Annotated in this window: 16 protein-coding genes; 8 read left to right on the forward strand and 8 right to left on the reverse strand. The window is 70.0% G+C overall.

The window, feature by feature from the left end; all coding sequences use genetic code 11:
• The first annotated feature begins 24 nt into the window (after positions 1 to 24).
• Positions 25 to 1116: an FAD-dependent oxidoreductase gene (locus tag AB0A97_RS19680; protein ID WP_361151328.1), complete on the forward strand. Its 1092-nt coding sequence runs from the start codon at positions 25 to 27 to the stop codon at positions 1114 to 1116.
• Here the strand turns inward: AB0A97_RS19680 and AB0A97_RS19685 are convergent.
• On the reverse strand, positions 1095 to 2042 hold the full coding sequence (locus tag AB0A97_RS19685; protein WP_361151330.1) for a LysR family transcriptional regulator: 948 nt from the start codon (positions 2040 to 2042) through the stop codon (positions 1095 to 1097). The genes AB0A97_RS19680 and AB0A97_RS19685 overlap by 22 nt on opposite strands.
• Positions 2043 to 2208: 166 nt before the next feature.
• On the opposite strand from AB0A97_RS19685, the gene dnaE reads away from it, so the two are divergent.
• Positions 2209 to 5817 carry a DNA polymerase III subunit alpha gene (gene dnaE, locus AB0A97_RS19690; protein ID WP_361151332.1) on the forward strand — a complete coding sequence of 1203 codons (3609 nt, stop codon included), beginning with the start codon at positions 2209 to 2211 and terminating at the stop codon, positions 5815 to 5817.
• Between the two features lie 43 nt (positions 5818 to 5860).
• Here the strand turns inward: dnaE and AB0A97_RS19695 are convergent, their stop codons facing one another.
• The 5 genes from AB0A97_RS19695 to AB0A97_RS19715 all read right to left on the reverse strand — a co-directional run bounded on the left by AB0A97_RS19695 (position 5861) and on the right by AB0A97_RS19715 (position 11404).
• Positions 5861 to 6730, reverse strand: a complete 870-nt coding sequence (locus AB0A97_RS19695) for an alpha/beta fold hydrolase (protein WP_361151334.1) — start codon at positions 6728 to 6730, stop codon at positions 5861 to 5863.
• Entirely contained in the window at positions 6727 to 7158 is a 432-nt protein-coding gene (locus tag AB0A97_RS19700; protein ID WP_361151336.1) for a helix-turn-helix domain-containing protein, read from the reverse strand. Before AB0A97_RS19700 ends, AB0A97_RS19695 begins: the two co-directional genes overlap by 4 nt.
• 256 nt (positions 7159 to 7414) lie before the next feature.
• Positions 7415 to 9490, reverse strand: coding sequence for an iron ABC transporter permease (locus AB0A97_RS19705; protein ID WP_361151337.1), 2076 nt, complete (start codon positions 9488 to 9490; stop codon positions 7415 to 7417).
• 22 nt (positions 9491 to 9512) lie between these two features.
• Positions 9513 to 10490 (reverse strand): iron-siderophore ABC transporter substrate-binding protein, encoded by a 978-nt coding sequence (locus tag AB0A97_RS19710; protein ID WP_361151339.1) that lies wholly within the window; start codon positions 10488 to 10490, stop codon positions 9513 to 9515.
• The gene (locus tag AB0A97_RS19715; protein WP_361151341.1) at positions 10487 to 11404 is read right to left on the reverse strand and encodes an ABC transporter ATP-binding protein; all 918 of its coding nucleotides are present in this window, start codon (positions 11402 to 11404) and stop codon (positions 10487 to 10489) included. Before AB0A97_RS19715 ends, AB0A97_RS19710 begins: the two co-directional genes overlap by 4 nt.
• 264 nt (positions 11405 to 11668) lie before the next feature.
• Between AB0A97_RS19715 and acnA the strand changes: the two genes are divergently transcribed.
• Complete coding sequence (gene acnA / locus AB0A97_RS19720; protein ID WP_361151343.1) at positions 11669 to 14386, forward strand: aconitate hydratase AcnA; 2718 nt, start codon at positions 11669 to 11671, stop codon at positions 14384 to 14386.
• Positions 14387 to 14600: 214 nt separating this feature from the next.
• Here the strand turns inward: acnA and AB0A97_RS19725 are convergent, their stop codons facing one another.
• Both AB0A97_RS19725 and AB0A97_RS19730 read right to left on the reverse strand, forming a co-directional pair.
• Positions 14601 to 15548: a VCBS repeat-containing protein gene (locus AB0A97_RS19725; protein WP_361151345.1), complete on the reverse strand. Its 948-nt coding sequence runs from the start codon at positions 15546 to 15548 to the stop codon at positions 14601 to 14603.
• A gap of 128 nt (positions 15549 to 15676) precedes the next feature.
• The gene (locus AB0A97_RS19730) at positions 15677 to 19090 is read right to left on the reverse strand and encodes a GH92 family glycosyl hydrolase (protein WP_361151347.1); all 3414 of its coding nucleotides are present in this window, start codon (positions 19088 to 19090) and stop codon (positions 15677 to 15679) included.
• Positions 19091 to 19512: 422 nt separating this feature from the next.
• Between AB0A97_RS19730 and ngcE the strand changes: the two genes are divergently transcribed.
• The 5 genes from ngcE (at position 19513) to AB0A97_RS19755 (ending at position 25690) form a co-directional block, all read left to right on the forward strand.
• Complete coding sequence (ngcE, locus tag AB0A97_RS19735) at positions 19513 to 20955, forward strand: N-acetylglucosamine/diacetylchitobiose ABC transporter substrate-binding protein (RefSeq protein WP_361151349.1); 1443 nt, start codon at positions 19513 to 19515, stop codon at positions 20953 to 20955.
• 70 nt (positions 20956 to 21025) lie between these two features.
• Entirely contained in the window at positions 21026 to 21949 is a 924-nt protein-coding gene (locus AB0A97_RS19740; protein ID WP_361151351.1) for a sugar ABC transporter permease, read from the forward strand.
• A complete protein-coding gene (locus AB0A97_RS19745; RefSeq protein WP_361151354.1) occupies positions 21949 to 22845 on the forward strand; it encodes a carbohydrate ABC transporter permease in 897 nt (298 codons plus the stop codon). Before AB0A97_RS19740 ends, AB0A97_RS19745 begins: the two co-directional genes overlap by 1 nt.
• A gap of 289 nt (positions 22846 to 23134) precedes the next feature.
• Positions 23135 to 24412: an ROK family transcriptional regulator gene (locus AB0A97_RS19750; protein ID WP_361151355.1), complete on the forward strand. Its 1278-nt coding sequence runs from the start codon at positions 23135 to 23137 to the stop codon at positions 24410 to 24412.
• Positions 24413 to 24580: 168 nt separating this feature from the next.
• Positions 24581 to 25690 carry a substrate-binding domain-containing protein gene (locus AB0A97_RS19755; RefSeq protein WP_361151357.1) on the forward strand — a complete coding sequence of 370 codons (1110 nt, stop codon included), beginning with the start codon at positions 24581 to 24583 and terminating at the stop codon, positions 25688 to 25690.
• Positions 25691 to 25692: the final 2 nt, after the last annotated feature.

The raw sequence follows: 25692 nt of genomic DNA on the forward strand, positions 1-25692 counted from the left end.
GTGACGACACAACGGGAGGCGCACATGAAGGTCTTGGTGGTGGGAGCCGGCTACGCGGGGACGATCGCGGCGAACCGGCTGGCCAAGAAGGTGAAGTCGGCGGAGATCACGGTGCTCAACCCCCGGCCGGACTTCGTCGAACGGGTACGGCTGCACGAGCAGGTCGCGGGGACCGGAGCCGCGGCGGTTCCGCTGGCCTCCATGCTGGGCGAAGGGATCACGACGCGGGTGGGCACCGTCGACAAGATCGGTGACGGGCAGGTCGCTCTCGACGACGGGACGAGCCTCGCCTTCGACCACCTGTTCCTCGCGGTGGGCAGCACGGCCGTACCGCAGCCGGGCACCGTCGCGGTGGGGACCTGGGAGGGGGCGCAGAAGGCGCGGGCCGCGCTGGCCGAGCTGCCCGGCGGGGCAGCGGTGACCGTCGTCGGCGGCGGCCTGACGGGCATCGAGACGGCCGCCGAGATCGCCTTCGGGCGGCCCGACCTCCGTGTGCGCCTCGTGGGGCGGACAATCGGCGCGAGCCTGTCGGCGGGGGCGCGGAAGCGCGTGCGTACGGGGCTGGAGCGGTTGCGCGCGGAGGTCGTGGAAGACACGGTCACGCGGGTCGTCCCCGGCGCCGGGGACGGCGGTGGCGACATGGTGCATCTCCGGGCGGGCCGGCGGTTCACCTCCGACCTCACGCTGTGGGCGGTCATCGGGAGCGTGCCCGATCTGGCTGCCCGTAGCGGACTGGAGGTGGATGGCGCCGGACGTGCGGTGGTCGACGGATTCCTGCGCAGCGTCACCGATCCGCGGATCTTCGTGGTCGGTGACTGCGCGGCGGTCCCCGGCGCGCGGGCGGCCTGTGCGACGGCCATGCCGCAGGGCGCACACGCGGCGGACACGCTGGCACGGACGGTCCAGGGGCGCCGGCCCAAGCCGTACGCCATGGGGTACACCGGGCAGGGGGTGAGCCTGGGCCGCCGCGACGGGCTGCTCCAGGTCGACCGCGGGGACGGTACGGCGCGGCGGCTCTACTTCGCCGGGCGCGCCGCGGCCGTGTTCAAGGAACGGGTCTGCCGTTACGCGAAGTTCGGCGCCCGCACCGCCGTCTACACCTGGCTGCGGGCCTGAAGCGCCCACTCCGGCATCCACACCCCGCTCTCGGGGGGCCCGGGGTACGCGGACGTGAGGTGGTCGCGCAGCGCGGTCAGGGCGGGGTGCGGGTTGTCGGTGCGCCAGACCAGTGAGTGCGGGTAGACCGGGGTCGGGTCGTGCAGGGGGATGCTGCGCAGGTCGTGGCCGGCCGGCCAGACCAGGGGAGTCTGCTCGCTGACGAAGGTCGCCAGGGTCGAGGAGGCCGCGATGGTGTCGAGGAGGTGCTCGATACCGAAGTGGGGGCCGGTCGCTTCGACGGTGAAACCGAAGGCGGCGGCGAGTTCGTCGTAGTAGGCGGCCCACTCGGTGCCGGGCATGTTGCCCGGCATCCAGATCCGGCACCCGGCGAGCTGGGCGGGCGTGACCGCGCGGGCGGTGGCGAACTCGTGCGCCGGTCCGGTGAACAGCATCAGCGGTTCGTCGAAGACCGGCGTGGCCCGCACCTCGTCGGGAAGCCGCCGGCCCGGCATGGTCACGGCGCGGAAGGTCGCGTCGATGGCCCCGGACCGGACGGCGGCGATGGCCGCGTCGGAGTCGAACAGGGTCACCACGTCGAGCTCGGTCCCGGGATGCGCACGGTGGAAGCCGCGCAGCAGCCCGGCGACCGAGACCCGGCGGCCGATCACGTCGACGCGCAGCGCCCGCCGCCCCGGCCGTACCGAGGCGGCGGCCCGTTCCTCGGCCTGGAGGAGGGCACGGGCGTACGGCAGGAACGCCTGCCCGTCGATGGTGAGCCGGGCCCCGCGGGCCGTACGGCTGAACAGCGGCACGGCGAGGTCCTTCTCCAGTACGGCGATGCGCTTGGAAACGGCCTGCGGGGTGATCGACAGGTCGGCGGCGGCTTCCTGGAACTGTCCCGCGTCCGCGGCGGCGACGAAGGTGCGTACGGCAGTGAGATCCACGCCGACATCCTAGGCGGACGGACGGCCTGGGCGGACAACCGATCGTTGAGCATGGGCGGCCACCTGGTTGCTTGATCCAGGCTCTCCGCGCTCGCTTTGATGTGCGGCGATCAACCTGCGGTTTGGCAGGCTCCCCCCTTGGCTCCCTCCCGGAGGCGATGCACCGGTGCCGGATTCCTTCGTCCACCTGCACAATCACACCGAGTACTCGATGCTGGACGGCGCGCAGAAGCTGCGGCCGATGTTCGGCGAGGTGGCCCGGCAGGGCATGCCGGCGATCGCCATGAGCGATCACGGCAACATGTTCGGGGCCTATGAGTTCGCGCAGGTCGCCAAGGGCTTCGAGGGCATCAGGCCGATCATCGGCATCGAGGCGTACGTGGCGCCTTCGTCCCGGTTCGTACGGAAGCAGGAGTTCTGGGGGCCGGGAGGCCGGCGTGCCGTCGGCGCGGACGGGGAGGGTTCGAAGGATGTCTCCGGTGGCGGCCGGTTCACCCACCTGACCATGTGGGCGCGGAACAGCCAGGGCCTGCGGAACCTGTTCCGGCTCAGTACGCAGGCCAGTTACGAGGGCCAGTTCCCCGCCGGGAAGCCGCGCATGGACCGCGAGCTGATCGCCGGACGTCCGGAGGGCATCATCGCCACCACCGGCTGCCCCTCCGGCGAGATCCAGACCCGCCTGCGGCTGGGCCAGTACGCCGAGGCGAGGGCCGCCGCCGCGGCCTATCAGGACATCTTCGGCCGCGAGCACTACTTCCTGGAGCTGATGGACCACGGCCTGGACATCGAGCGGGAGGTCAGGGAGGACCTGCTGCGCCTGGCCAAGGACCTGGACCTTCCCCTCCTGGCCACCAACGACGCGCACTACGTCACCGAGGACCAGGCCGACGCCCACGACAGCCTGCTGTGCATCGGTGTCGGCAAGAACAAGGACGACCCGAACCGCTTCCGCTTCAACGGCTCCGGCTACCACCTCAAGAGCGCCGCCGAGATGCGCGCCCTCTTCGCGGAACTGCCGGCGGCCTGCGACAACACCCTGCTGGTCGCCGAGCGCGTCGAGTCCTACGACGAGGTCTTCGACCACGTCGACGAGATGCCGCGGTTCCCGGACGTGCCCGAGGGCGAGACGCAGGAGTCGTGGCTGCGCAAGGAAGTCCTCGAAGGGCTCGCGATGCGGTACGGGAGTCCGGTGCCCCCGCACATCCTGGAGCGCTTCGAGACGGAGATGTCGGTCATCGGCCCGATGGGCTTCAGCTCCTACTTCCTCGTCGTGGCGGACATCTGCCGCCACGCCCGGCAGCACCGGATCCCGCTCGGTCCGGGCCGCGGCTCGGCCACCGGCTCCCTCGTCGCCTACGCCACCCGTATCACCGAGCTGTGCCCCCTGGAGCACGGCCTGCTCTTCGAACGGTTCCTGAACCCCGAGCGCATCAACCCGCCGGATGTGGACCTCGACTTCGACGACCGGCAGCGCGACCGGATGGTCCGCTACGTCACCGAGAAGTACGGCGACGAGTACACCGCCATGGTGAACACCTTCGGCAGGATCAAGGCCAAGAACGCGATCAAGGACTCCTCGCGCATCCTGGGCTACCCCTACGCCCACGGCGAGCGGATCACCAAGGCGCTCCCGCCGGACCAGAACGGCAAACCGGCCCCGCTGGCCGCCGTCTTCGACCCCGCCCACGAGCGGTACGCGGAGGCCGCCGAGATCCGGCGCCTGTACGAGAGTGAGCCGGACGTGCGGCGGGTCGTCGACACCGCCCGCGGGGTGGAGGGCCTCACCCGCGGTACCGGTGTGCACGCCGCCGCGGTGATCCTGTCCAAGACGAAGCTCACCGACCGCATCCCGCTGCACATGCGCGCCGCGGACGGCGTGAAGATCACCGGATTCGACTACCCGTCCTGCGAGGCCATGGGCCTGGTCAAGATGGACTTCCTGGGCCTGCGGAACCTGGGCGTGATCGACCAGGCCATCGAGAACATCCGGGAGAACCGGGGCGTCAGCCTGGCCACCGTGGACCCCCTGGACGGCGACCCGGTCACCGTCGTGATCCCGCTGGACGACCCGAAGACGTACCGGCTGCTGGCCGAGGGCAACACGTTCGGTGTCTTCCAGCTCGACGGCGGCGGCATGCGCGTCCTGCTCAGGCAGATGGAACCCACCCGCTTCGAGGACATCGCCGCGGTCAACGCCCTCTACCGGCCCGGCCCCATGGCGGCCGACGCGCACACCAACTACGCGCACCGCAAGACCGGCCGCCAGGAGATCACCCCGATCCACCCCGAACTGCGGGACGCCCTGGAGCCGATCCTCGGCAACACCTTCCACCTGCTGGTCTACCAGGAGCAGATCATGGCCATCGCCCGGGAGCTGGCCGGGTACACCCTCGGCGGCGCCGACCTGCTGCGCCGTGCGATGGGCAAGAAGAAACCGGAGGTACTGGCCGCCGAGTGGGACAAGTTCCACGACGGTATGCGCAGCAACGGGTTCAGCGAGGAAGCCGTCAAGGCCCTGTGGGACGTCATGCTGCCGTTCTCCGGCTACGCGTTCAACAAGTCCCACACCGCCGGGTACGGACTCGTCTCGTACTGGACCGCCTACCTCAAGGCCAACTACCCGGCCGAGTACATGGCCGCGCTGCTCACCTCGGTCGGTGACGACAAGGACAAGGCCGCGGTCTATCTCGCCGACGCCCGCAAGAACGGTGTCCGCGTCCTCCAGCCGGACGTGAACGAGTCCGTCGCCGAGTTCACCGCCGTCGGCGACGACGTACGGTTCGGGCTGCGGTCCGTACGCAACGTCGGCGAGCACGTCATCGCGGCCGTCGTCGACGCGCGCCGCCGGGAAGGCAGGTTCACCTCCTTCGCCGACTTCCTCGGCAAGGCCGGCCTGCCCGCACTGAACAAGCGGGCCGTGGAATCCCTGATCAAGGCCGGCGCGTTCGACTCCCTGGGGCATTCCCGCAAGGGCCTCGCGGCCGTCCACGAGGACGCCGTCGACGCGGTCATCCCCGTCAAGAAGGCGGCGAGTCACGGACAGGGCGATCTCTTCGCCGGTCTGGGCGGAGACGGCGACGGGAGCGGGGGCGGCGGGCCGGTCTTCGGTCTCGACTTCCCCGTCGACGACACGGAGTGGCCCCGCAGGCAGCTCCTGTCGACCGAACGCGACATGCTCGGCCTCTACGTCTCCGCCCACCCGCTGGACGGCGCCGAACACATCCTCGCCGGCGCCCGGGACCACTCCATCGCCGAACTGCTCGCCTCCGGCCGCACCACCGCAGAGGTGCGGCTGTCGGGGCTGATCACCGGCATCCAGCTCAAGGTGACCCGACAGGGCAACGCCTGGGCCGTCGTGCAGCTCACGGACCGCGACGCCGCCGTCGAAGTGCTCTTCTTCCCCGCCGCCTACCAGCTCGTGCAGCACGCCCTGGCCGAGGACAACGTCGTCTCCGTCCGGGGCAGGGCCGAGGAGCGGGACGGAACCGTGCAGGTCTTCGGCAAGGAACTCGCGGTACTGGACGTGTCCTCCGCCGAGCACGGCGGCCGCCCGCCCGTGCGGCTGGCCCTCCCCGCCCACCGGATCACCGAAGAGTCCGTCCGGGAGCTGAAACGTATCCTCGCGGACCACCCCGGCGACAGCCCGGTCCACCTCAGCGTCCGCGGCCCTCGCAGGACGACCGTGTACGCCCTCCAGGCCACGGTGGACGCCGCCACCGTCGCGTCCGACGTGAAGGGCGCGTTCGGAGCTGACGCGTGGACGGGCGTCGCATGACGTGCCCGTAACCCGCGCCCCCGTACCCCGCCCCCGCGCCTCCTCACCCCCGCAGGAACTCCGCCACAGCGTCCGTCTGCCCGAGGACCGCGTGCCCGACCCCGGGCAGCAGCCGCACCGTCGCGTCCGGAACGTTCTCCCGTACGCGACGGGCGGTCTCCGCCGAGTCGAAGAAGGCGTCGTCGGTACCGGCGATCAGCAGCACGGGGACGTCCAGGCCGCGCAGCGCGTCGTCCGAGAACCGCGGCAGCCGATCCCTGCGGGGCTTGAACTGGGTGAACGTCAGCACCACCTGGTCGAGGACCGGCCTTGCCTCGGGCGTGTACAGCCCCGTGGCGCTGCGCACCGTCCGGTGAACCCCCCAGCGCCCGAACGGCCGCAGCAGCAGGGACTTGAAGAGCAGCCCCATCCGCTGCTTTCCCAGGCCGCCGGGGCACAGCAGGGCCAGGCGGGACACCCGGCCGGGGCGGCGGGTGGCGTAGTCCAGGGCCAGCCAGCCGCCCAAGGAGGTGGCGACGAAGGAGGCGGCCGAGATGCCCAGTCCGTCCAGTACCTCGTCCAGCCACCGGGCGTACGCGTCGGAGGCCAGGGGCGGGCGGGACGGCGCGCTCAGGCCCGGTTCGCCGATGACGTCGACGGCGTACGTACGGAAGTGCCGCGACCAGGTGGCGGCATCGTCCTGCCACATGGTCGCGTTGGCCCCCGAGCCGTGCAGCAGGACCACCGGAGGTGCGTCCGGCGGCCCGGAGACGAGCACGAAGGTCTCGCCCTCGCGGGTCGGCACCCGTATCCGTTCGGTGGAGACGGGCCAGTCGTCCAGGGCTTCCAGGTAGCGCCGCCGGATCTCGCGCTCCCCGGCCGCCGACTTGTAGAGCGTGGCTGTGTGCGGGTCGGTGCCCGTGCGCGTGCTCACGAGGCGAGCACTCCCTCCATGTAGTCGAACAGCCGGGCCGTGTCCGCCAGACCGCCGAGAATCACGACCTTCATCCGGGCCCGCTCCGGGTCGTACACCGTCTCGATCCGCAGCGGCCGGTCGCCGGGGCCGCGATGGGCCGCCGCGCTGGTCAAGAGGGTGGACAGCCGGTCGGCGGTCCGGCGGTCGACCGCGTCGATCTCCACGATGCCCGACACCTCGCTGTGCAGCGGCCCCCCGGCCGGTTCCCCGGGGGCGGCCGGGACCGGGCGGCCGGTGAAGGCTTCCAGGTCCTCGTGCGCGATGCGGTACTGCTTGCCGATGCGGACCGCGGCGAGCCGCCCGTCCCGCACGTAATTGCGGACGGTGCGGACGTGCAGGCCCAAGTGCTCGGCTACTTGGTCGACGGAGTAGAAGCGGTCGTTCACGCAAGGACTCTAACCTCCCCTACCCGGAGGAGCAATAGGGAAGGTTAGGGAAGTTTGCGGAAGCTTAGGGAACGGCCGGATGGTGCGGGCGCTAGTGATCCCCGCGGGTGGGCAGCGGCATGAGGGCGCGGGCCGGAGCGATGGCGGGCAGAGGGCGGGAAGCCGGCCGGGCAGAAGCGGGTGGGCGGTGTACGCGTCGCCTCCGTCGCGTACACCGCCCGCCGTCCGCCCCGGCACGTGGCCGGGCCTCGTGCCGCTACCGGGCCGAGGACCGGGTCCGGATCAGCAGCCACAGGAAGTACGGCGTGCCGATGACCGCCGTGAGCAGGCCCGCGCCGAGCTGGGCCGGGGCGATCACCGTCCGGCCCACCATGTCCGCCGTACCGACCAGCACCGCGCCCAGCAGTACCGCCACCGGCACCACCCGTACGTGCCGGCGGCCCACCAGCGCACGCGCCGCGTGCGGGGCGACCAGGCCGACGAAGGCGATGGTGCCGGTCACGGCGACGGCCGCCGCGCTCAGCAGGACGCCCAGCGCCAGGAAGCCGAGGCGCGCCCCGGGCACGCCCAGTCCCAGCAGCCGCGGGGTGTCCCCGTCGAGCGAGACGAGGTCGAGTTCGGTGCGCCGGGCTAGGGCCACGGCGACGCCCACCGCGAGGACGACGGCGAGCGGCAGCAGGTCGGGCAGCGTCCGCCCGTACGTCGAACCGGACAGCCAGGTCAGCGCCTTGGTGGCGTTGAACGGGTCGGTGAGGACGATGAGCAGGCTGATCAGGGCGGCGCTCGCGGTGGCGACGCCCATGCCGACCAGCACCAGGCGGTTCTGCCGGAAGCCGCCGCGCGCCGACAGCCCGAAGACGAGCGCGGAGGCGACGGCGGCGCCCGCGAAAGCGGCGGCGGCGAGGCCCGTCGGCCCGGCCTCGGGCGCGGTCGTCACCAGGACCACCGCGCCCAGCGCGGCGCCGCCGGAGACGCCCATGACGCCCGGTTCGGCCAGCGGGTTGCGGGTCACCGCCTGGACCAGCGTGCCGGCCAGGGCGAGGGCGGCGCCCGCGAGGAGGGCGGCGAGCACCCGTGGCACCCGGGTGTCGAGGACGAAGGAGACGACCCGGCCGGCTCGGCCCTGCGCCCAGTTCAGGACGTCGCCGAGCAGCAGCTTGGAGTCGCCGAGCAGTACGGATGCGACCGTCACGGCGATCAGCGCCGCCACCAGCGTCCCGGCCACCGTCAAAAAGACGGTCCGGCTGCGGATGTGCAGCCGGTCGGGCGGGGCGGCGGCGCCGGTGTCCCGGCCGCGGGTCGCCAGCACCACCAGGAAGACGGCGCCGACCAGGCTCGTGACCACGCCGGTCGGCACGGCCACCGCCACGTCGGCCGGCACCAGCGCCCGCAGCGCGACGTCCGAGCCGAGGACCAGGACCGCGCCGGTGAGCGCGGACCGCGTCACGTTCGCGCGCGTCCGGGAGAGGCCGCGGTAGCGGCGCGCCAGCAGGCGGACGACGGCCGGGGCACTCAGCCCGACGAAGCCGATCGGCCCGGCGAGGGTGACGGCCGTGGCGGACAGCAGCGCGGCCAGGACGACGGCGGTGACCCGGGTGGCGCGCACGGAGACGCCCAGTCCCCGCGCGGCGTCGTCGCCGAGCGCCAAGGCGTCGACCCGGCGGGCGACGAGCAGCAGCCCGGCCAGTCCGGCGACGGCGAGCGGCAGCATCCACAGCACCCCGCCGAAACCGTTCTGCGCGATGCTGCCCTGGTTCCAGGCGTACAGCCCCTCCGTCTGCTCGGGGAACAGCAGCAGCAGTCCCTCCGTGACGGAGCTGAGGCCGAGGGTCAGCGCGCTGCCGGCCAGTACCAGCCGTACGGTTCCGGCGCCGAGACCGGACAGTCCGAGGACGAGGGCCGCGGCCGCCAGGCCGCCGACGAAGGCGACGCCGGAGGAGGCGAGCAGCGGCAGGGAGACGCCGGTCGCGGCGACCAGCCCGAGGGAGAAGTAGGAACCGGCGTTGACCGCGAGGGTGTCCGGCGCGGCGAGCACATTGCGGCTGACGGCCTGGAGGGCGGCGCCCGCCATGCCGAGCACCGCGCCGACCAAGAGCCCGGCGGCCATCCGCGGCAGCCGGGAAGCGACGACGACGGAGGCGTCCGCCGCGTCGGCCTGTCCGGTGAGCGCCTTCCACACCTCCGCGGCGCCGACGCCGGAGGTGCCTTGTGCGATGTCGACGAGGGCGAGGGCGGCGATCAGCAGGACGAGCACAGCCGTCACCGCCGCCGCGCCGCCTTTCCGGGACGCCGCCGTGGCGGGGGCAGGGGGAGCGGTGGTGGTGACGGCCATGATGTCTACGCGCGCCTCGCCGTCACTTCTTCAGCGCGGCGACGACGGAGTCCACGTACGACTCCATCGACGCGGTGCCGCCGAACATCCACACACCGTCGGGCAGCCGGTGCACCTTGCCCGCCTTCACGAACGGGAGCGACTTCCAGACCGCGTTGTCGGCGAGCGCCCCGGTGAACGGGTTGCTGGTCTTGTCGTCGTCGCTGCCGATGTACGCGAACTGCACGTCACCGAGCTTGGTCAGCCCTTCGACGTCGGTGGTGCCGAGCCCGTAGGCCGGGTCGCCCTTCATGGTCCAGGGGTTCCTCAGCCCGAGCTTCTCGTTCACCGCGCCGACCAGCGAACCGCCGGTGTACGGCCGGATGGTGACCTGGCTGCCGTCCACGTAGCCGTCGGCGAAGGCGAACGCGGTGCCCTTGCGCCCGGCCTTCTCCAGTTCCTGCCGGCCCGCCGTGAGCTTCGCCTCGAAGCCCTTCTTCAGCTTGCCGGCCTGCTCCGTGGTGCCGGTGGCCCGGGCGATCAGGTCCAGGTCCCGCGTCATCTGCCCGATCGGGTCGGTGGCGTCGGCGGACTTCAGGTCCAGCACCGGGGCGATCTTCCGTAGCTGGGTGAGGGCGGCCTTGGGCAGGTCGCTGGTGGCGACGATGAGGTCGGGCGCGAGCGAGGCGACGGTGTCCATGCTCGGCTCGCCGCGGGTGCCGATGTCCTTCGGCTCGTTCTTCAGCGGCATGGCCTTGTCCCAGGACTTGTATCCCTTGACGTCGGCGATGCCGACCGGTGCGACACCGAGCGCCACCAGGTGCTCGACGACGTTCCACTCGGTCCCGACGACCTTCTTGGCGGGCCCGTCCAGCTCCACCTTCGTCCCGGAGGCGCCGGTGAGGGTGAGGTGTCCTGCGGTCTTCTTCGCCTGGTCGGTGGCGGGCTCGGCGGTGCCGCACGCCCCCAGGGTGAGCGCGGCGGCGGTGGCCGCCGCGACGGTGAGGAGGAGTCGTCTCATGAGGTGGCACCGAGCCTTTCACTGTGCGCGTCGTGCGCGTTGTGCTTCTTGTTCCGTGTCGTGTCGCCGTGCGGCGGCCGCCGGGTGTGGTGCCGGCCGATCGCGCGGGTGCGCAGCCGTCCGGTCGACGGGTCGGTGGAGACCTCGATCCGGATGCCGTAGGTGTCCGTCAGCCGCTGCGGGGTGAGGACGTCCTCGGGCGTTCCGTCGGCGGTCACCCGGCCGGACCGGAGCAGCACGATCCGGTCGGCCACGGCGGCCGCCTGGTCCAGGTCGTGCAGCACCACACCGACGGCGATCCCGTGGTCGTCCGCCAAGTCCCGTATCAGGTCCAGGAGTTCCACCTGGTACCGCAGGTCGAGGTAGGTCGTCGGCTCGTCCAGCAGGAGTACGCCGGTGTCCTGCGCGAGGCAGCCCGCGAGCCACACCCGTTGCAACTGGCCGCCGGAGAGGTGCTCGGCACCGCGCTCGGCCAGGTCGGCGACCCCGGTCAGACGGAGCGCCCGCTCCACCGCCGCGGGCCCGTCCGGGTCGGCCCGGCCCCAGCGCCCCCGGTACGGGTAGCGCCCGAACTCCACGACGTCCCGGACGGTCAGCCCGCTGGGTGTGGGCCGCCCTTGGGGCAGCAGCGCCACCCGCCGCGAGAACGCGCGGGGGGAGAGCGCGAATCCGTCCGTCTCCTCGCCGAGGGTCAGTGCCGCGTTCCGCGCCCGCTGCAACCGTGCCACGGTCCGCAGCAGCGTCGACTTGCCGCTGCCGTTGGGGCCGACCAGTACGGTCACCTGCCCCGGCGAGAGCCGCAGGGACGCGTCGTGCACGACGTCGACACCGTCGTACGCCACGGTGATGTCCGTGGCGGTCAGGGTGTGGCCGCGGGACTGCGCGGCCTGGGGGAGTTCTTCACCGGCCTTCACGCAGAGAAGGTTAGCCTAACCTAATTTTTGGCCGAATTCGGGTGGTTCGGGGGTGATGTCCGCCTGTCCTGGACGGCCGGGCGCGCATGACCGCGCGGCGGGGATGTACTAGAGTTATCTCGACATCGAGATATCTGCCGGGAGGCGTACCGCTGCCGCGCTAGTGAGGCTTGCCTAACTTAGCCTTACCTTAGCTGATCGGCAAGGATCTGTGACGGCAGGATTGCGGTGGTACGCGCGAATCATGCATTGAAGGAGACTGTCGTGTCGGCGAACAGCTTCGACGCCCGCAGCACGCTGCGCGTGGGCGACGAGTCGTACGAGATCTTCAGGCTGGACAAGGTCGAGGGCTCCGCCCGCCTTCCCTACAGCCTGAAGGTGCTGCTGGAGAACCTGCTCCGCACCGAGGACGGCGCGAACATCACCGCCGACCACATCCGTGCGCTGGGCGGCTGGGACTCCCAGGCGCAGCCCAGCCAGGAGATCCAGTTCACGCCGGCCCGCGTGATCATGCAGGACTTCACCGGTGTGCCGTGCGTCGTGGACCTCGCGACGATGCGTGAGGCCGTCAAGGAGCTCGGCGGCGATCCGGCCAAGATCAACCCGCTGGCCCCGGCCGAGCTGGTCATCGACCACTCGGTCATCGCCGACAAGTTCGGCACCGCCAACGCCTTCCAGCAGAACGTGGAGCTGGAGTACGGCCGCAACAAGGAGCGCTACCAGTTCCTGCGCTGGGGCCAGACCGCCTTCGACGAGTTCAAGGTCGTCCCGCCCGGCACCGGCATCGTCCACCAGGTCAACATCGAGCACCTGGCCCGTACGGTCATGATCCGCAATGGTCAGGCCTACCCCGACACCCTCGTCGGCACCGACTCGCACACCACCATGGTCAACGGCCTGGGCGTGCTGGGCTGGGGCGTCGGCGGCATCGAGGCCGAGGCCGCGATGCTGGGCCAGCCGGTCTCCATGCTCATCCCGCGCGTCGTCGGCTTCAAGCTGACCGGTGAGCTCAAGCCCGGCACCACCGCCACCGACCTGGTGCTGACCATCACCGAGATGCTGCGCAAGCACGGCGTCGTCGGCAAGTTCGTCGAGTTCTACGGCGAGGGCGTCGCCGCCACCTCGCTGGCCAACCGCGCCACCATCGGCAACATGTCGCCGGAGTTCGGCTCCACCGCCGCGATCTTCCCGATCGACGACGAGACGCTGAACTACCTCAAGCTGACCGGCCGCTCCGAGCAGCAGGTCGCCCTGGTCGAGGCTTACGCCAAGGAGCAGGGTCTGTGGCTGGACCCGGCCGCCGAGCCGGACTTCTCCGAGAAGCTGGAGCTGGACCTGTCGACGGTCGTCCCGTCGATCGCCGGCCCGAAGCGCCCGCAGGACCGCATCATCCTGGCCGAGGCCGCCCAGCAGTTCGCGCAGGACGTGCGCAACTACGTCAGCGAGGCGGACCTGGACGAGGCGGGCAAGGAGTCCTTCCCGGCCTCCGACGCCCCGGCGGTCTCCAACGGCACGCCGACCAAGCCGACCCTGGTCACCGCCGCCGACGGCTCGACCTACGAGATCGACCACGGCGCCGTCACCGTCGCCGCGATCACCTCCTGCACCAACACCTCGAACCCCTACGTCATGGTCGCCGCCGCGCTGGTGGCCAAGAAGGCGGTCGAGAAGGGCCTGTCCCGCAAGCCCTGGGTCAAGACCACCCTCGCCCCCGGCTCGAAGGTCGTCACCGACTACTTCGACAAGGCGAACCTGACGCCCTACCTGGACAAGCTGGGCTTCAACCTGGTCGGCTACGGCTGCACCACCTGCATCGGCAACTCCGGTCCGCTGGACGAGGAGATCTCGAAGGCGATCAACGAGGCCGACCTCGCGGTCACCTCGGTGCTCTCCGGCAACCGCAACTTCGAGGGCCGGATCAACCCCGACGTCAAGATGAACTACCTGGCGTCCCCGCCGCTGGTCGTCGCGTACGCCATCGCCGGCTCCATGAAGGTGGACATCACCACCGAGGCGCTCGGCACCGACCAGGATGGCAACCCGGTCTACCTCAAGGACATCTGGCCCTCCGAGGCCGAGGTCAACGACGTCGTGGCCAACGCCATCGGCGAGGACATGTTCTCCAAGTCGTACGAGGACGTCTTCGCGGGCGACGCCCAGTGGCAGGCGCTGCCGATCCCCACCGGCAACACCTTCGAGTGGGACCCGCAGTCCACCTACGTCCGCAAGCCCCCGTACTTCGAGGGCATGACGATGGAGACCAGCCCGGTCTCCGACGTCCAGGGCGCCCGCGTCCTGGCCAAGCTGGGCGACTCGGTCACCACCGACCACATCTCCCCGGCCGGTGCGATCAAGGCCGACACCCCGGCCGGCCAGTACCTCACGGAGCACGGCGTCGAGCGCCGCGACTTCAACTCCTACGGCTCGCGCCGCGGTAACCACGAGGTCATGATCCGCGGCACGTTCGCCAACATCCGCCTGCGCAACCAGATCGCGCCGGGCACCGAGGGCGGCTTCACGCGTGACTTCACGCAGGAGGACGGCCCGGTCTCCTTCATCTACGACGCGTCGCAGAACTACCAGGCGGCCGGCATCCCGCTGGTCATCCTGGCCGGCAAGGAGTACGGCTCCGGCTCGTCCCGCGACTGGGCCGCCAAGGGCACCGCGCTGCTCGGCGTCAAGGCCGTCATCGCCGAGTCCTACGAGCGCATCCACCGCTCGAACCTCATCGGCATGGGCGTACTGCCGCTCCAGTTCCCGGAGGGCGCCTCGGCGCAGTCGCTGGGCCTGACCGGCGAGGAGACCTTCGACATCACCGGCGTCACCGCGCTGAACGACGGCGGCATCCCGGAGACCGTCAAGGTCAAGGCAGGCGATGTCGCGTTCGACGCCAAGGTGCGCATCGACACCCCCGGCGAGGCGGACTACTACCGCAACGGCGGCATCATGCAGTACGTGCTGCGCTCGCTGATCCGCAAGTAAGCAGCACGCCTGCCGCGTACGCGCGCGGGTGACGCGACCAGGGCCGCACCCTCGACCGGGGTGCGGCCCTCGTCGTATCTCTGCGGCGTCGCCCGGCTGCCTCCGAGCGCCGAAACAGCGGTGCGGCGCGCCCCGGAGGGACGCGCCGCACCACCACCTCACCGGCGGGCGGCCGGGGCGACAGGAGTCTCCCGGCTGCCGGTGTCCTTACGGACTAGAACATCCAGCTGTAGATGTTGTAGCCAAAACCGAGCTGCTTGCGCGGCGCGAAGGGAGCCGACGCGTTGCCGGTGCCCTTGTACAGCCACAGCTTGCCGTCGTTGCCACGGGCGAGCAGGTCCGCCTGGCCGTCGATGTCCACGTCACCGGTGGACACCAGGGCGTTGTACGCGTTCCAGCCCGCACCGATCTTGACACGGGGAGAGAAGGGCGCCTTGTAGTTGCCGGTGCCCTTGTAGAGCCACAGCACACCGGAGGAGTCCCGGGCCACGATGTCGGCCCTGCCGTCGCCGGTCAGGTCGCCCTTGCCGGAGATCTGGGTGTAGCCACCCCACCCGGCGCCGACCTTGACGCGCGGGTCGACCTTGCCGTTGTCGTAGCCGAGGTAGAGCCACAGCACGCCCGAGTTGTCGCGGGCGAGGATGTCGTACGCGGCGCCGCCGCCCAGGTTGCCCGGCGACAGGACCTTGTCGTAGATGTTCCAGCCGCTGCCGATCGTCCGGGCCTCGTCCTCGGTCTGGGCGTCGGAGTAGTACAGGTTGCCGGCGTAGTCCCAGGCCCAGAGGCCGTCACCCCGGCTGTCGCCGTTGTGGTCGACCGGGGCCGCGGCCTTGAGCAGGTCCCAGTCGGCTCCGGCGAACAGGCGCTCGTCGAGACCGCCGGTGCCGTTCGGGTCGTAGTGGTACAGGAAACCGGAAGAGCGCTCGATGCCGAAGAGGCCGAAGACCGGCGCGTCCTGGGCCTGCACACGGGCCGAGGCACGGGCCTTCGGCGCCGTCTGCGTCACTGCGCCGATGTCGAGCTTCTTGACCGGGGCCGGGACCGGCGCCGGCGTGTCCGCCACCGCGGCTGAGGCACTGGTGCCGACCAGGGCGGCGGCGACCGCCGCGACAGCCAGACGCGTCAGGGCGCGTCCGCGCTTACGGCCGGGAAGTTTGGCCACGTAATTCTCCATTTGCCATGTGATGAGACGCGACGCACCCACATGAGGTGCGTCGCGGGATCCTCAGGATCTTTGCACAAGCCCTTCACATGTCAACTGGTTTGCGGCTGGTCTGATGAATTAGTCCGTTAAGTCCGTTTGTCTGGCCCGATGAGCTCAACTTCCGCAAGTCTGGCGCGGCTTGACGGAATCAGACGGTAATCGGTGTAGGTGCCGGGCGCTTCGACCGTGAATACTCGGGTTTGCCGGTCCGCGGTGAAGGACTCGGCCGTCCGCCGGTCGACGGTCCGCCACTTCCCGTGCCGGTCCCGGCCCTCCAGCACCCAGGAGGCGGGCGCGTCCGCCCGCGCCGCCGAGGTGAGGGTGTACGAGGTCACCCGCGCCGCCGACGGGAGGGACACCGGGAGCGTCGTGAAGGACGCGGCGGTGTCCGACGTGTCGTCCAGGAGCGGGCTGCCGCCGGGCACGGTCAGGTCGCCGTCCGGTGCGGGCACCCGGTCGTCGCGGGTGACGGACGACGGCGCCGCGTTCTTGCCGGTGCCCCAGGAGGACGGGCGCGGGCCCATCGCGAATTCCAGGGTGCCGCCGCGGGCGAGCAGGGCGTGCGGCAGTGCGGTGGAGTGCCACGGCTTTCCGTTGACCCGCAGACCCTGTACGTACACATTGCGGTCGCTGTTGCGCGGTGCCTTGACGACCAGGTCGCGGCCGTTCTCCAGGTGGAGGGTGGCCTTGGTGAACAGCGGCGAGCCGACCGCGTATTCGGGCGACCCCATCACCAGCGGATAGAACCCGAGCGCGCTGAAGACGTACCAGGCGGACATCTCACCGTTGTCCTCGTCGCCCGGATATCCCTGGCCGATCTCGCTGCCGAGGTAGAGCCGGGAGAGGACGTCACGGACCTTTTCCTGCGTCTTCCACGGCTGTCCGGCGGCGTCGTAGGCGTACGCGATGTGATGCGACGGCTGGTTGCTGTGTCCGTACATGCCCATGCGGGTGTCCCGGGCCTCGGTCATCTCGTGGATGACGTTGTTGTACGAGCCGGCGAATTCCTTCGCCGCGGTCTCCGGGGTGGCGAAGTAGGCGTCCAGCTTCTCGGCCAGGCCCGCCCGGCCGCCGTACAGGTTGGCCAGGCCACGGGTGTCCTGGGGGGCGGCGAAGGCGAAGGTCCAGGCGTTGGTCTCGGTGTAGTCGTGGCCCCAGACGCGCGGGTCGAACCGGTCGGGCGGCAGCCGCCAGTTCCCGGCCGCGTCCTTGCCCTGGAAGAATCCGACCTCGCTGTCGAAGTGCTTGACGTAGTTGCGGGCGCGGTTGAGGAAGTAGGCGGATTCCTCCTTGTACCGCGGCTTCTTCGTCCTCTCGTACAGCGCCTGTCCCATACGGGCGATGCCGTAATCGTTGAGATATCCCTCCAGGGCCCAGGACATGCCTTCCTTGGTGTCCGTGCTCGTGTAACCGCGGAAGGGCGAGGTGGTCATGCCCTTACGGCCGACACCGGGGCTGGGCGGGGCGACGGTGGCGTTCTTCACCGCCGCGTCGTAGGCGGCGACGGCGTCGAACCGCACGCCTTTCGCGTACGCGTCGGCGAATGCGACGTCCGAGCTGGTACCGGTCATCAGATCCGCGTAACCGGGCGAGGACCAGCGGGAGATCCAGCCGCCGTCCTTGTACTGCTGGACGAATCCGTCGACCATTTTCCCCGCCTGCTCCGGCGTGAGCAGGGAATAGGCGGGCCAGGTGGTGCGGTAGGTGTCCCAGAAGCCGTTGTTGACGTACACCTCACCGTCGACGATCTTCGCCCCGGTGTGTGTCGGGGTGTCCGGACCGGTCCGCGGCGAGAACGGGCTCGCGTACCGGGTGCGCGCGCCCACCTGCTCGTACCCGGAGTTGGGGTAGAGGTAGAGCCGGTAGAGGTTGGAGTAGAGGGTGACGAGGCGGTCCCGGCTCGCGCCCTCGACCTCGATGCGCCCGAGGATGCCGTCCCACTGGGCGCGGGCGCGGTCCCGGACCCGCTCGAAGGAGTCGCTCGCCGGAATCTCCCGCTCCAGGTTCGCGCGCGCCTGGTCGACGCCGATCAGGGAGGTGGCGATGCGCAGCGTGACCGTCCGGTCCGCGCCGGGCCGCAGCTTCAGGTAGCCGGTGACGTCCGGGCCTCCGCCGCCGCTCAGCTTGCCGCCCGCGGTGACCGGCGCGTCGAGCACGCCGTACACGAACAGCCGGGTGGCGCCGGTGGACAGGTTGCTCCGGACGTCCGAGAAGCCGGTGACGACGCCGCGCGCGGCGTCGAGGGTGAGCCCGCCGTTGTTGTTGACGTTGTCGAAGATCAGGTTCGCGTCGTCGCCGGGGAAGGTGAAGCGCATCAGCGCGGCGTGATCGGTCGGGGCGATGTCCGCCTTGAGGCCGTTGTCGAAGGTGACGCCGTAATGGTGCGGCGTCGCGGTCTCGTTGCTGTGGTGGAAGGGCAGGGCGCGGGCGGTGCGTCCGGCGTCCGGCGTGCCCGCGGCGGTGGACGGCATGACCTGGAACGTCTGCCGGTCGCCCATCCAGGGGCTGGGTTCGTGGCTGGCGGCGAACGCCTGGAGGGTGGGGAGGTTGTCGGCGTTGTTCTTCCGCGCGTACTCGTACAGCCAGTCCGTGGAGCCGGCGTTGGTCACCGGCGTCCAGAAGTTGAAGCCGTGCGGCACGGCGGTGGCGGGGAAGGTGTTGCCGCGCGAGAAGCTGCCGCTGGAATTCGTGCCGCGGGTGGTCGCCACGTAGTCGGAGAGGTGGGCGGGCGGCTTCTGCCGGGCCTCGGGGCCGAGCGTGATGTCGTCCACCCAGCCGCGGAAGACCGGCGTGGTCTTCGGCGCGGCGGGCGCGTCGTACGCGACCAGGATGCGGTCGACGGTCTTGCCCGCCGCCACCTCGCCGATGCGTGACTGGCGGTGGTTCCACTGGTTGACGTAGAGCGTCCTGGCGTCGGCCTGGCCGCGCGGGGTCAGCGGGGCGCCGTTCTGGTCGGTGGCGCGCAGCTCGCTGAGGTAGGTGCCGTCGGTGAAGGCCAGGTCGAGCGCGACGTGGGTCGCGGGGTAGCCCAGGTCGGTGGCGGCCATCTCGGGGAAGACCTGGTACGAGAGGGAGGTCGCGCGGGTGACGGGCACGTCGACGTCGAAGACCTTGTTGTACGAGTGGCCGCGGCCGGCCGCGGTGTGCGTCCCCGCGTACCGCAGGGCCCGCAGCCCGCTGAAGCCCGCGTTCGCCCTGGCGGTGGGGGAGGCGGTGGGGCCCGAGTCGGGGTGGCTGCTCATCCCGGTGCCCGGGCCGCTTTCCGGGCCGACCCCGGAGGTCTTCGCGGTGCCGTCCGGACCGGTCTCGACGGTGTCCCGCCAGTCCGGCAGCGGATCACCGGCCTCGAAGGAGGAGCTGAACGCCCGGGGGGCCGGGGGCTTTTGGGGCGGGGCCGCGACGGCGGGGGAGTAGGCCGTCAGGACGAGCAGGGCCGCGGCCGCGAGGGCGACGGGGCGGGCCGTGCCGGGCAGGGGTCTGTGCCGGTGTCTGAGCCGCACGCGCGTACCTCTCGACGGAGTTGGCATTCCAACGAAGGTGACATCGTTGTCAGCTACATAATGCAGGGATAAGTAAGGTGGGTGGGGCCTTTGTTGTCAAGGGTGGCCCTGCGCGCGGCGGCCGGAAGTCCGTGGCGGAAGCGGTGCATACCGGCGAGGTCTCAACTCGGGAAAGATGGCGGCCCGAACTTGCTTACGATCTTGCCGAGTTGACGTGAAGTGGACTATACCTGTCGGCGTCCGAGCGTCTGTGCGAACGACGTCCCGGACCCGGGAGGACCTGCGAGGCAGCACAAGAAATCGGCCCCGCACATCCCTAGCGCGCCCGGTGCACATCCCGTACAACTCAGCTTCATCTGACCCGCGGTGCCGGGGTGGCTCCGGTACACCGCCTGAGTCCTGAAGAAGGCGAGGACTTGCGCATGGGATCCACCTCGAATTTCAGCCGTCGCGACCTGATCAAGCGGGCCGCGGCGCTCGGAATCGTCACCGTACCGGCCATGAGCGCGCTGTCGGCGTGTGCCAGCAGTGGCGGTGGGGGCGGCGAGAAGGTCGAAAAGGGGGAGAAGTCCGCCAAGAATCCGCTGGCGGTCAATGACAGCGCCGCCCTCGACGTCGTCATCTTCGACGGCGGATTCGGCGACAAGTACGCCAAGGACGCCCAGGCCGAATACATCGTCGCCTTCCCGAAGACCAAGGGCAAGGTCAAGCTCACCTCCACCCAGAAGATCCAGTCCACGCTCCAGCCGCGTTTCAACGGAGGCAACCCGCCGGATCTCGTGGACAACTCCGGCGCCGAACAGATGGACTTCGGCACGCTGGTCTCCAAGAACCAGCTCGCCGACCTCACGCCGCTGCTCGACGCCCCGTCGGCGGACGACCCGGACAAGAAGGTGCGTGACACCCTGCGCCCCGGCGTGGTCGAGATGGGGCAGTTCGGCGGCAAGGAAACCTGGATCCTGTACTACGCGTACACGGTCTACGGTCTCTGGTATTCCAGGACCAACCTCCAGAAGGTGGCCGACGCCGAATACCCCGAGACGTGGGACGAGATGCTCGCCGTGTGCGAGAAGGCGAAGAAGAAGGGTGTGGCCGGCTGGGTCTACCCGGGCAAGTACCCCTACTACCTCCCCTTCAGCCTGTACCCCTTCATCGCCAAGATCGGCGGCACGGAGGTGCTGCGGAAGATCGACAACCTGGAGCCGAACGCCTGGAAGGACCCGGCGGTCAAGGCGGCCTTCGACGCGTACTACGAGCTGTACAAGAAGGGGTACGTCCTCAAGGGCTCGCCCGGTCTGGACCACCTTCAGGCGGGGAAGGCGTGGGCCGAGGGCAGCGCCCTCTTCATTCCCAACGGCTCATGGGTCGAGAACGAGTCGGCCAAGCAGATCGAGAAGAACCCGGATTTCCAGCTCGCGGTCGGCCCCCCGTCCAGCCTCTCCGGCTCGGACAAGATGCCGTTCGGCACGATCTGGGCCTCCGGCGGCGAACCGTTCATCGTGCCCAAGCAGGCCAAGAACGCCCCCGGCGGCATGGAGATGCTGCGCATCATGCTCAGCAAGAAGTCCTCGCAGAACTTCATCAAGCAGGTCTCCTCGCTCACCTCGCTCAACGGCGGCACGGAAGGCCTGACCCTGCCCCCGGGCCTGGACTCGGCGCAGCAGGTCCTGCGGAAGGCCGGCCGGAACATCGTCAACCCGCGGATCCAGGACTGGTACGTGGCCCTGCAGAAGGAGAAGATCGGCGTCGGCGCGCTGGGCGAGATGATGGCGGGCCGGATGACTCCCGACGAAGCGATCAACAAGATCCAGAAGTACGCGGACGAGACGCGCGACGACAGCAGCGTCAAGAAGTACAAGCGCTGACCGGTGCATCTCACGCGTCACCAGCGGTGGCCTTTACGGCAGTCGCGGGGAAAGAACGGGATCGGTAGTCATGCAGCACGGTAAATACCGCTTCATAGCCGGGTTCTTGGTCCTCCCCCTGGCGATATACGCGATCTTCGTGATATCGCCGTTCGTGCAGGCGATCTACTACTCCTTCACGGACTGGACCGGCCTCAGCTCGGACATGAAAATGGTCGGGTTCGACAACTACACGCGCCTCTTCAAGGACAGCGTCTTCTGGGCCTCGGTGGGAAACAGCGTGGCGCTGTTGCTGCTGCTGCCGGTGGTGACGCTCTCGCTCGGGCTCTTCTTCGCCTTCATGCTCAACGTCGGTGGCCGCCGCAGGAAGAAGGCGGTCATCGGCGGCGTACGCGGATCCGGCACGTACAAGATTCTCTATTTCTTCCCGCAGGTGCTGTCGGTCCCGATCGTCGCCCTGCTCTTCCAGTTCGCCTACAACCCGGAGAGCGGCGCGCTGAACGCCTTCTTCCAGGCCGTCGGGCTGGACGACGTGCAGCCCAACTGGCTGGGCGACCCGCAGCTCGCGCTCTGGTGCATCATGGGCGCGATGATCTGGGCCAACGTCGGCTTCTACGTCGTACTCTTCTCGGCCGGCATGAGTTCCATACCGAAGGACTTCTACGAGGCCGCGCTGCTGGACGGCGCCAACCGGATCAACACGTTCTTCAGAATCACCCTGCCGCTGCTCTGGGACACGGTGCAGACCGGTTGGATCTACATGGGCATCCTGGCCCTGGACGTGTCGGCCTTCGCCTTCGTGCAGATCATGAGCGTCGGGCCCGGCGGCCCGGACTATTCCACCGAGGTGCTGCCGCTGTACGTCTACCAGAAGACCTTCCGCGACGGTCAGGCCGGTTACGCCACCTCGATCGGCGTCGCCCTGCTGATAGTGACCCTGATCTTCTCGGCCATCGTCATGCGGCTGGGCCGGCGTGAGCGACTGGAGTTCTGATGAGCGTGCAGACCAAGACCCCGGCCGCGACGGGCCGGAGCGGCGAAAGGGGCAACGGCGAGGGTGGCGGGGGCCGGGTCCTGAACGTCTTCTCGCACGGCGTCCTGGTCATCTGGGGCCTGCTGGTGACCATGCCGCTGCTGTGGGCGGTGGTCAGCTCCTTCAAGGACGACGGGGAGATCTTCGGCTCGCCCTGGGGGCTGCCGTCGGCGCTGCACTTCGACAACTGGTCGCGCGCCTGGGACAAGGCCAACATGGGCCAGTACTTCTTCAACTCGCTGATCGTGGTGGGCGGTTCGCTGATCGGGACCATGCTGCTGGGGGCGATGGCGGCGTACGTGCTGGCCCGGTTCGACTTCCCGGGCAACCGCTTCATCTACTTCCTTTTCGTGGGCGGGATGGGCTTCCCGGTCATCCTCGCGCTGGTCCCGCTGTTCTTCGTCATGAAGAACATGGCCCTGCTGGACACCTACCACGGCCTGATCCTGGTCTACGTCGCGTACTCCCTGCCGTTCACCGTCTTCTTCCTCAGCGGGTTCTTCAAGACACTGCCGTCATCGGTGGCGGAGGCCGCGCTGATCGACGGCGCGTCCCACACGCGGACGTTCTTCCAGGTCATGCTGCCGATGGCCAAGCCGGGCCTGATCAGCGTCGGCATCTTCAACTTCCTGGGGCAGTGGAACCAGTACCTGCTGCCGACGGTGCTGAACGTCGGCGACCCGGACAAGAAGGTGCTCACCCAGGGCCTGGTCGCGCTGGCGGTCAGCCAGGGGTACAAGGGCGACTGGTCCGGTCTGTTCGCCGGCCTGACCATCGCCATGCTGCCGGTGCTCGGCGCGTACATCATCTTCCAGCGGCAGGTGGTGGCGGGTCTGACGGCGGGCGCCCTGAAGTAGCTCCGTGAGCCGGTGCGCGAGCCGGTGCGAGCCGCGCACCGGCGCGCCGTGCACCCGTACGGCGCGGCGGCCCCCGCCCCGCCGTCCCGCGGGCCCGGGGGCCGTCGTGGTCTCCGGGGACGGCCGGATTCGGCCACAGGCCCGGCGCACCCGGTCGAGGACTTGACGGAACCGGACCCGGGCACGTCAGCTTAGATTCACATGTTGGAGACAAGCCGGGTCTCGTCGACGTGGCCCGGCCGGCGGCCGGTCGTCGTGCCGGGCGCTACAGGCGGGAGTGGATGAGTCGATGGAGACTCCGGGTTCGCAGTCCTCGCTGCACCGGGCCAATCTGGAGCGGGTCGTACGCGCGGTGCGCATGGCGGGTTCGCTCACCCAGGCGGAGATCGCCCGGAGCACGGGCCTGTCGGCGGCCACCGTCTCCAACATCGTTCGGGAACTGAAGGACGCCGGGACCGTCGACGTCACCCCGACCTCGGCCGGCGGCCGCCGGGCCCGCAGCGTCTCGCTCTCCGGCGACGCCGGGATCGTCGTGGGCGTCGACTTCGGCCACTCGCACCTGCGGGTCGCGGTCGGCAACCTCGCCCATCAGGTGCTCGCCGAGGAGACCGAGCCGATCGACGTGGACGCCTCCGCCGCGGAGGGCTTCGACCGGGCCGAGCGCCTGGTCAACCGGCTGGTCGAAGCGACCGGCGTCGGCCCGGGCAAGGTCATCGGCGTCGGCCTCGGCGTCCCGGGCCCCATCGACGTGGAGTCCGGCACGCTCGGCTCGACCGCCATCCTGCCGGGCTGGAGCGGTACGAACCCGGGCGAGGAGCTGTCCGGCCGGCTGGGCGTCGGCGTGTACGTCGACAACGACGCCAACCTCGGCGCGCTCGGCGAACTGGTCTGGGGCAGCGGGCGCGGCGCCGCCGACCTGGCGTACATCAAGGTCGCCAGCGGCGTCGGCGCGGGCCTGGTCATCAGCGGGCAGATCTACCGGGGGCCGGGCGGCACCGCGGGCGAGATCGGGCACATCACGCTGGACGAGTCCGGGCCGGTCTGCCGCTGCGGCAACCGCGGCTGCCTGGAGACCTTCACCGCCGCCCGGTACGTGCTCCCGCTGCTCCAGCCCAGTCACGGCCCCGACCTGACCATGGCGGAGGTGGTCCGGCTGGCCCGGGAGGGCGACCCGGGCTGCCGCCGGGTGATCGGGGACGTGGGGCGGCACATCGGCAGCGGGGTGGCCAATCTGTGCAATCTGCTCAACCCGAGCCGGGTGGTGCTCGGCGGCGACCTCGCGGAGGCCGGGGAGCTGGTGCTCGGGCCGATAAGGGAGTCGGTGTCGCGGTACGCGATTCCCAGCGCGGCGCGGCAGTTGGGGATCGTGCCGGGGACGCTCGGCGGCCGGGCCGAGGTGCTCGGCGCGCTGGCTCTGGTGCTGAGCGAGATGGGCGACTCGACGCTGCTGGACGGCACGCTGTCCGCCGAGGGGACCGCGCAGCCGGGCGGGCGGCCGGCCCCCGGTGTGCCCGGCGTCGCCGCCGGCCGGCCCGGCGACGGCACCGGTACCTCTGCCATTGCCTGACGTATACGGGGCACGCTGCCGTATACGGGGCACGCTGAGTTCACACAGCTAACGCATGGCACCGTTGTCATCTCGTTAAGTATTTACTCCTTGACGGTCTGCTAGCGGCCGAGTTGACTTCCAGCCACCTCGGCCGCAACGACGCGGCCTCGTCAGGGAGGTTTCACCGTGAACTCGCACCTGCGTCGTGCTGCCGTGGCCGCGGCCGCCGTCTCGATGGCCGTCGGACTCGCCGCCTGCGGCTCCGCCAAGGAGGCCGGCGGCGACTCGGACGCCAAGAAGGACAAGAAGGGGCCGCTGACCATCGGCCTCCTGCTGCCCGAGAACCAGACCGCGCGGTACGAGCGGTTCGACAAGCCGCTGATCGAGAAGAAGATCCGCGAGCTGGCGGGCAAGGACACCGAGATCCTCTACGACAACGCCAAGCAGGACCCCGCCGTCCAGCAGCAGCAGGTCGACACGATGATCACCAAGAAGGTCGACGCGCTGATCCTGGACGCCGTGGACGCCAAGTCCATCGCCGCCTCGGTCAAGAAGGCGAACGACAAGGGCATCCCCGTCGTCGCCTACGACCGGCTGGCCGAGGGCCCGATCAAGGCGTACACCTCCGTGGACAACGAGCGGGTCGGCCGGATCCAGGGCGAGTCGCTGCTGAAGGAGCTGGGCGACAAGGTCGACCAGGGCGAGATCGTCATGATGAACGGGTCGATCACCGACCCGAACGCCAAGATGTACAAGGACGGCGCGCACTCCGTGCTCGACGGGAAGGTCAAGATCGGCAAGGAGTACGACACCAAGGAGTGGAAGCCGGAGAACGCCAACGAGAACATGAAGGGCGCCATCTCCTCGCTCGGCAAGGACAGGATCATCGGCGTCTACTCCGCCAACGACGGCATGGCGGGCGGCATCATCACCGCCCTCAAGAGCGCCGGATTCACCAAGCTGCCGCCGGTCACCGGCCAGGACGCCGAACTCTCCGCGGTCCAGCGCATCCTCGGCGACGAGCAGTTCATGAGCGTCTACAAGCCGTACAAGCCGGAGGCCGACGCCGCCGCCTCGATGGCCGTCGCGCTCGCCCAGGGCAAGAAGCTGGACTCGATCGCCAAGACCACCGTCGACAGCGCCACCGAGAAGAAGGTGCCGGCCGTCATCGTGACGCCCTTCGCGCTCACCAAGGCTGATATCGCGAAGTATGTCGGCCAGGAGGGCTTCTTCACCAAGGCCGAGATCTGCACCGCCAAGTTCCGGTCCGCCTGCGCCCAGGCCGGCCTGAAGTAAGC

It is taken from the genome of Streptomyces sp. NPDC045470, assembly GCF_040646595.1.
GTDB lineage: Bacteria > Actinomycetota > Actinomycetes > Streptomycetales > Streptomycetaceae > Streptomyces.

Excerpts from the sequence above, each read along its gene's own strand:
- AB0A97_RS19680 (WP_361151328.1), top strand. The coding sequence starts at position 25 with ATGAAGGTCTTGGTGGTGGGAGCCGGCTACGCGGGGACGATCGCGGCG.
- ngcE (WP_361151349.1), top strand. The coding sequence starts at position 19,513 with ATGGGATCCACCTCGAATTTCAGCCGTCGCGACCTGATCAAGCGGGCC.
- AB0A97_RS19740 (WP_361151351.1), top strand. The coding sequence starts at position 21,026 with ATGCAGCACGGTAAATACCGCTTCATAGCCGGGTTCTTGGTCCTCCCC.
- AB0A97_RS19705 (WP_361151337.1), bottom strand. The coding sequence starts at position 9,490 with ATGGCCGTCACCACCACCGCTCCCCCTGCCCCCGCCACGGCGGCGTCC.
- AB0A97_RS19745 (WP_361151354.1), top strand. The coding sequence starts at position 21,949 with ATGAGCGTGCAGACCAAGACCCCGGCCGCGACGGGCCGGAGCGGCGAA.
- AB0A97_RS19750 (WP_361151355.1), top strand. The coding sequence starts at position 23,135 with ATGGAGACTCCGGGTTCGCAGTCCTCGCTGCACCGGGCCAATCTGGAG.
- AB0A97_RS19710 (WP_361151339.1), bottom strand. The coding sequence starts at position 10,490 with ATGAGACGACTCCTCCTCACCGTCGCGGCGGCCACCGCCGCCGCGCTC.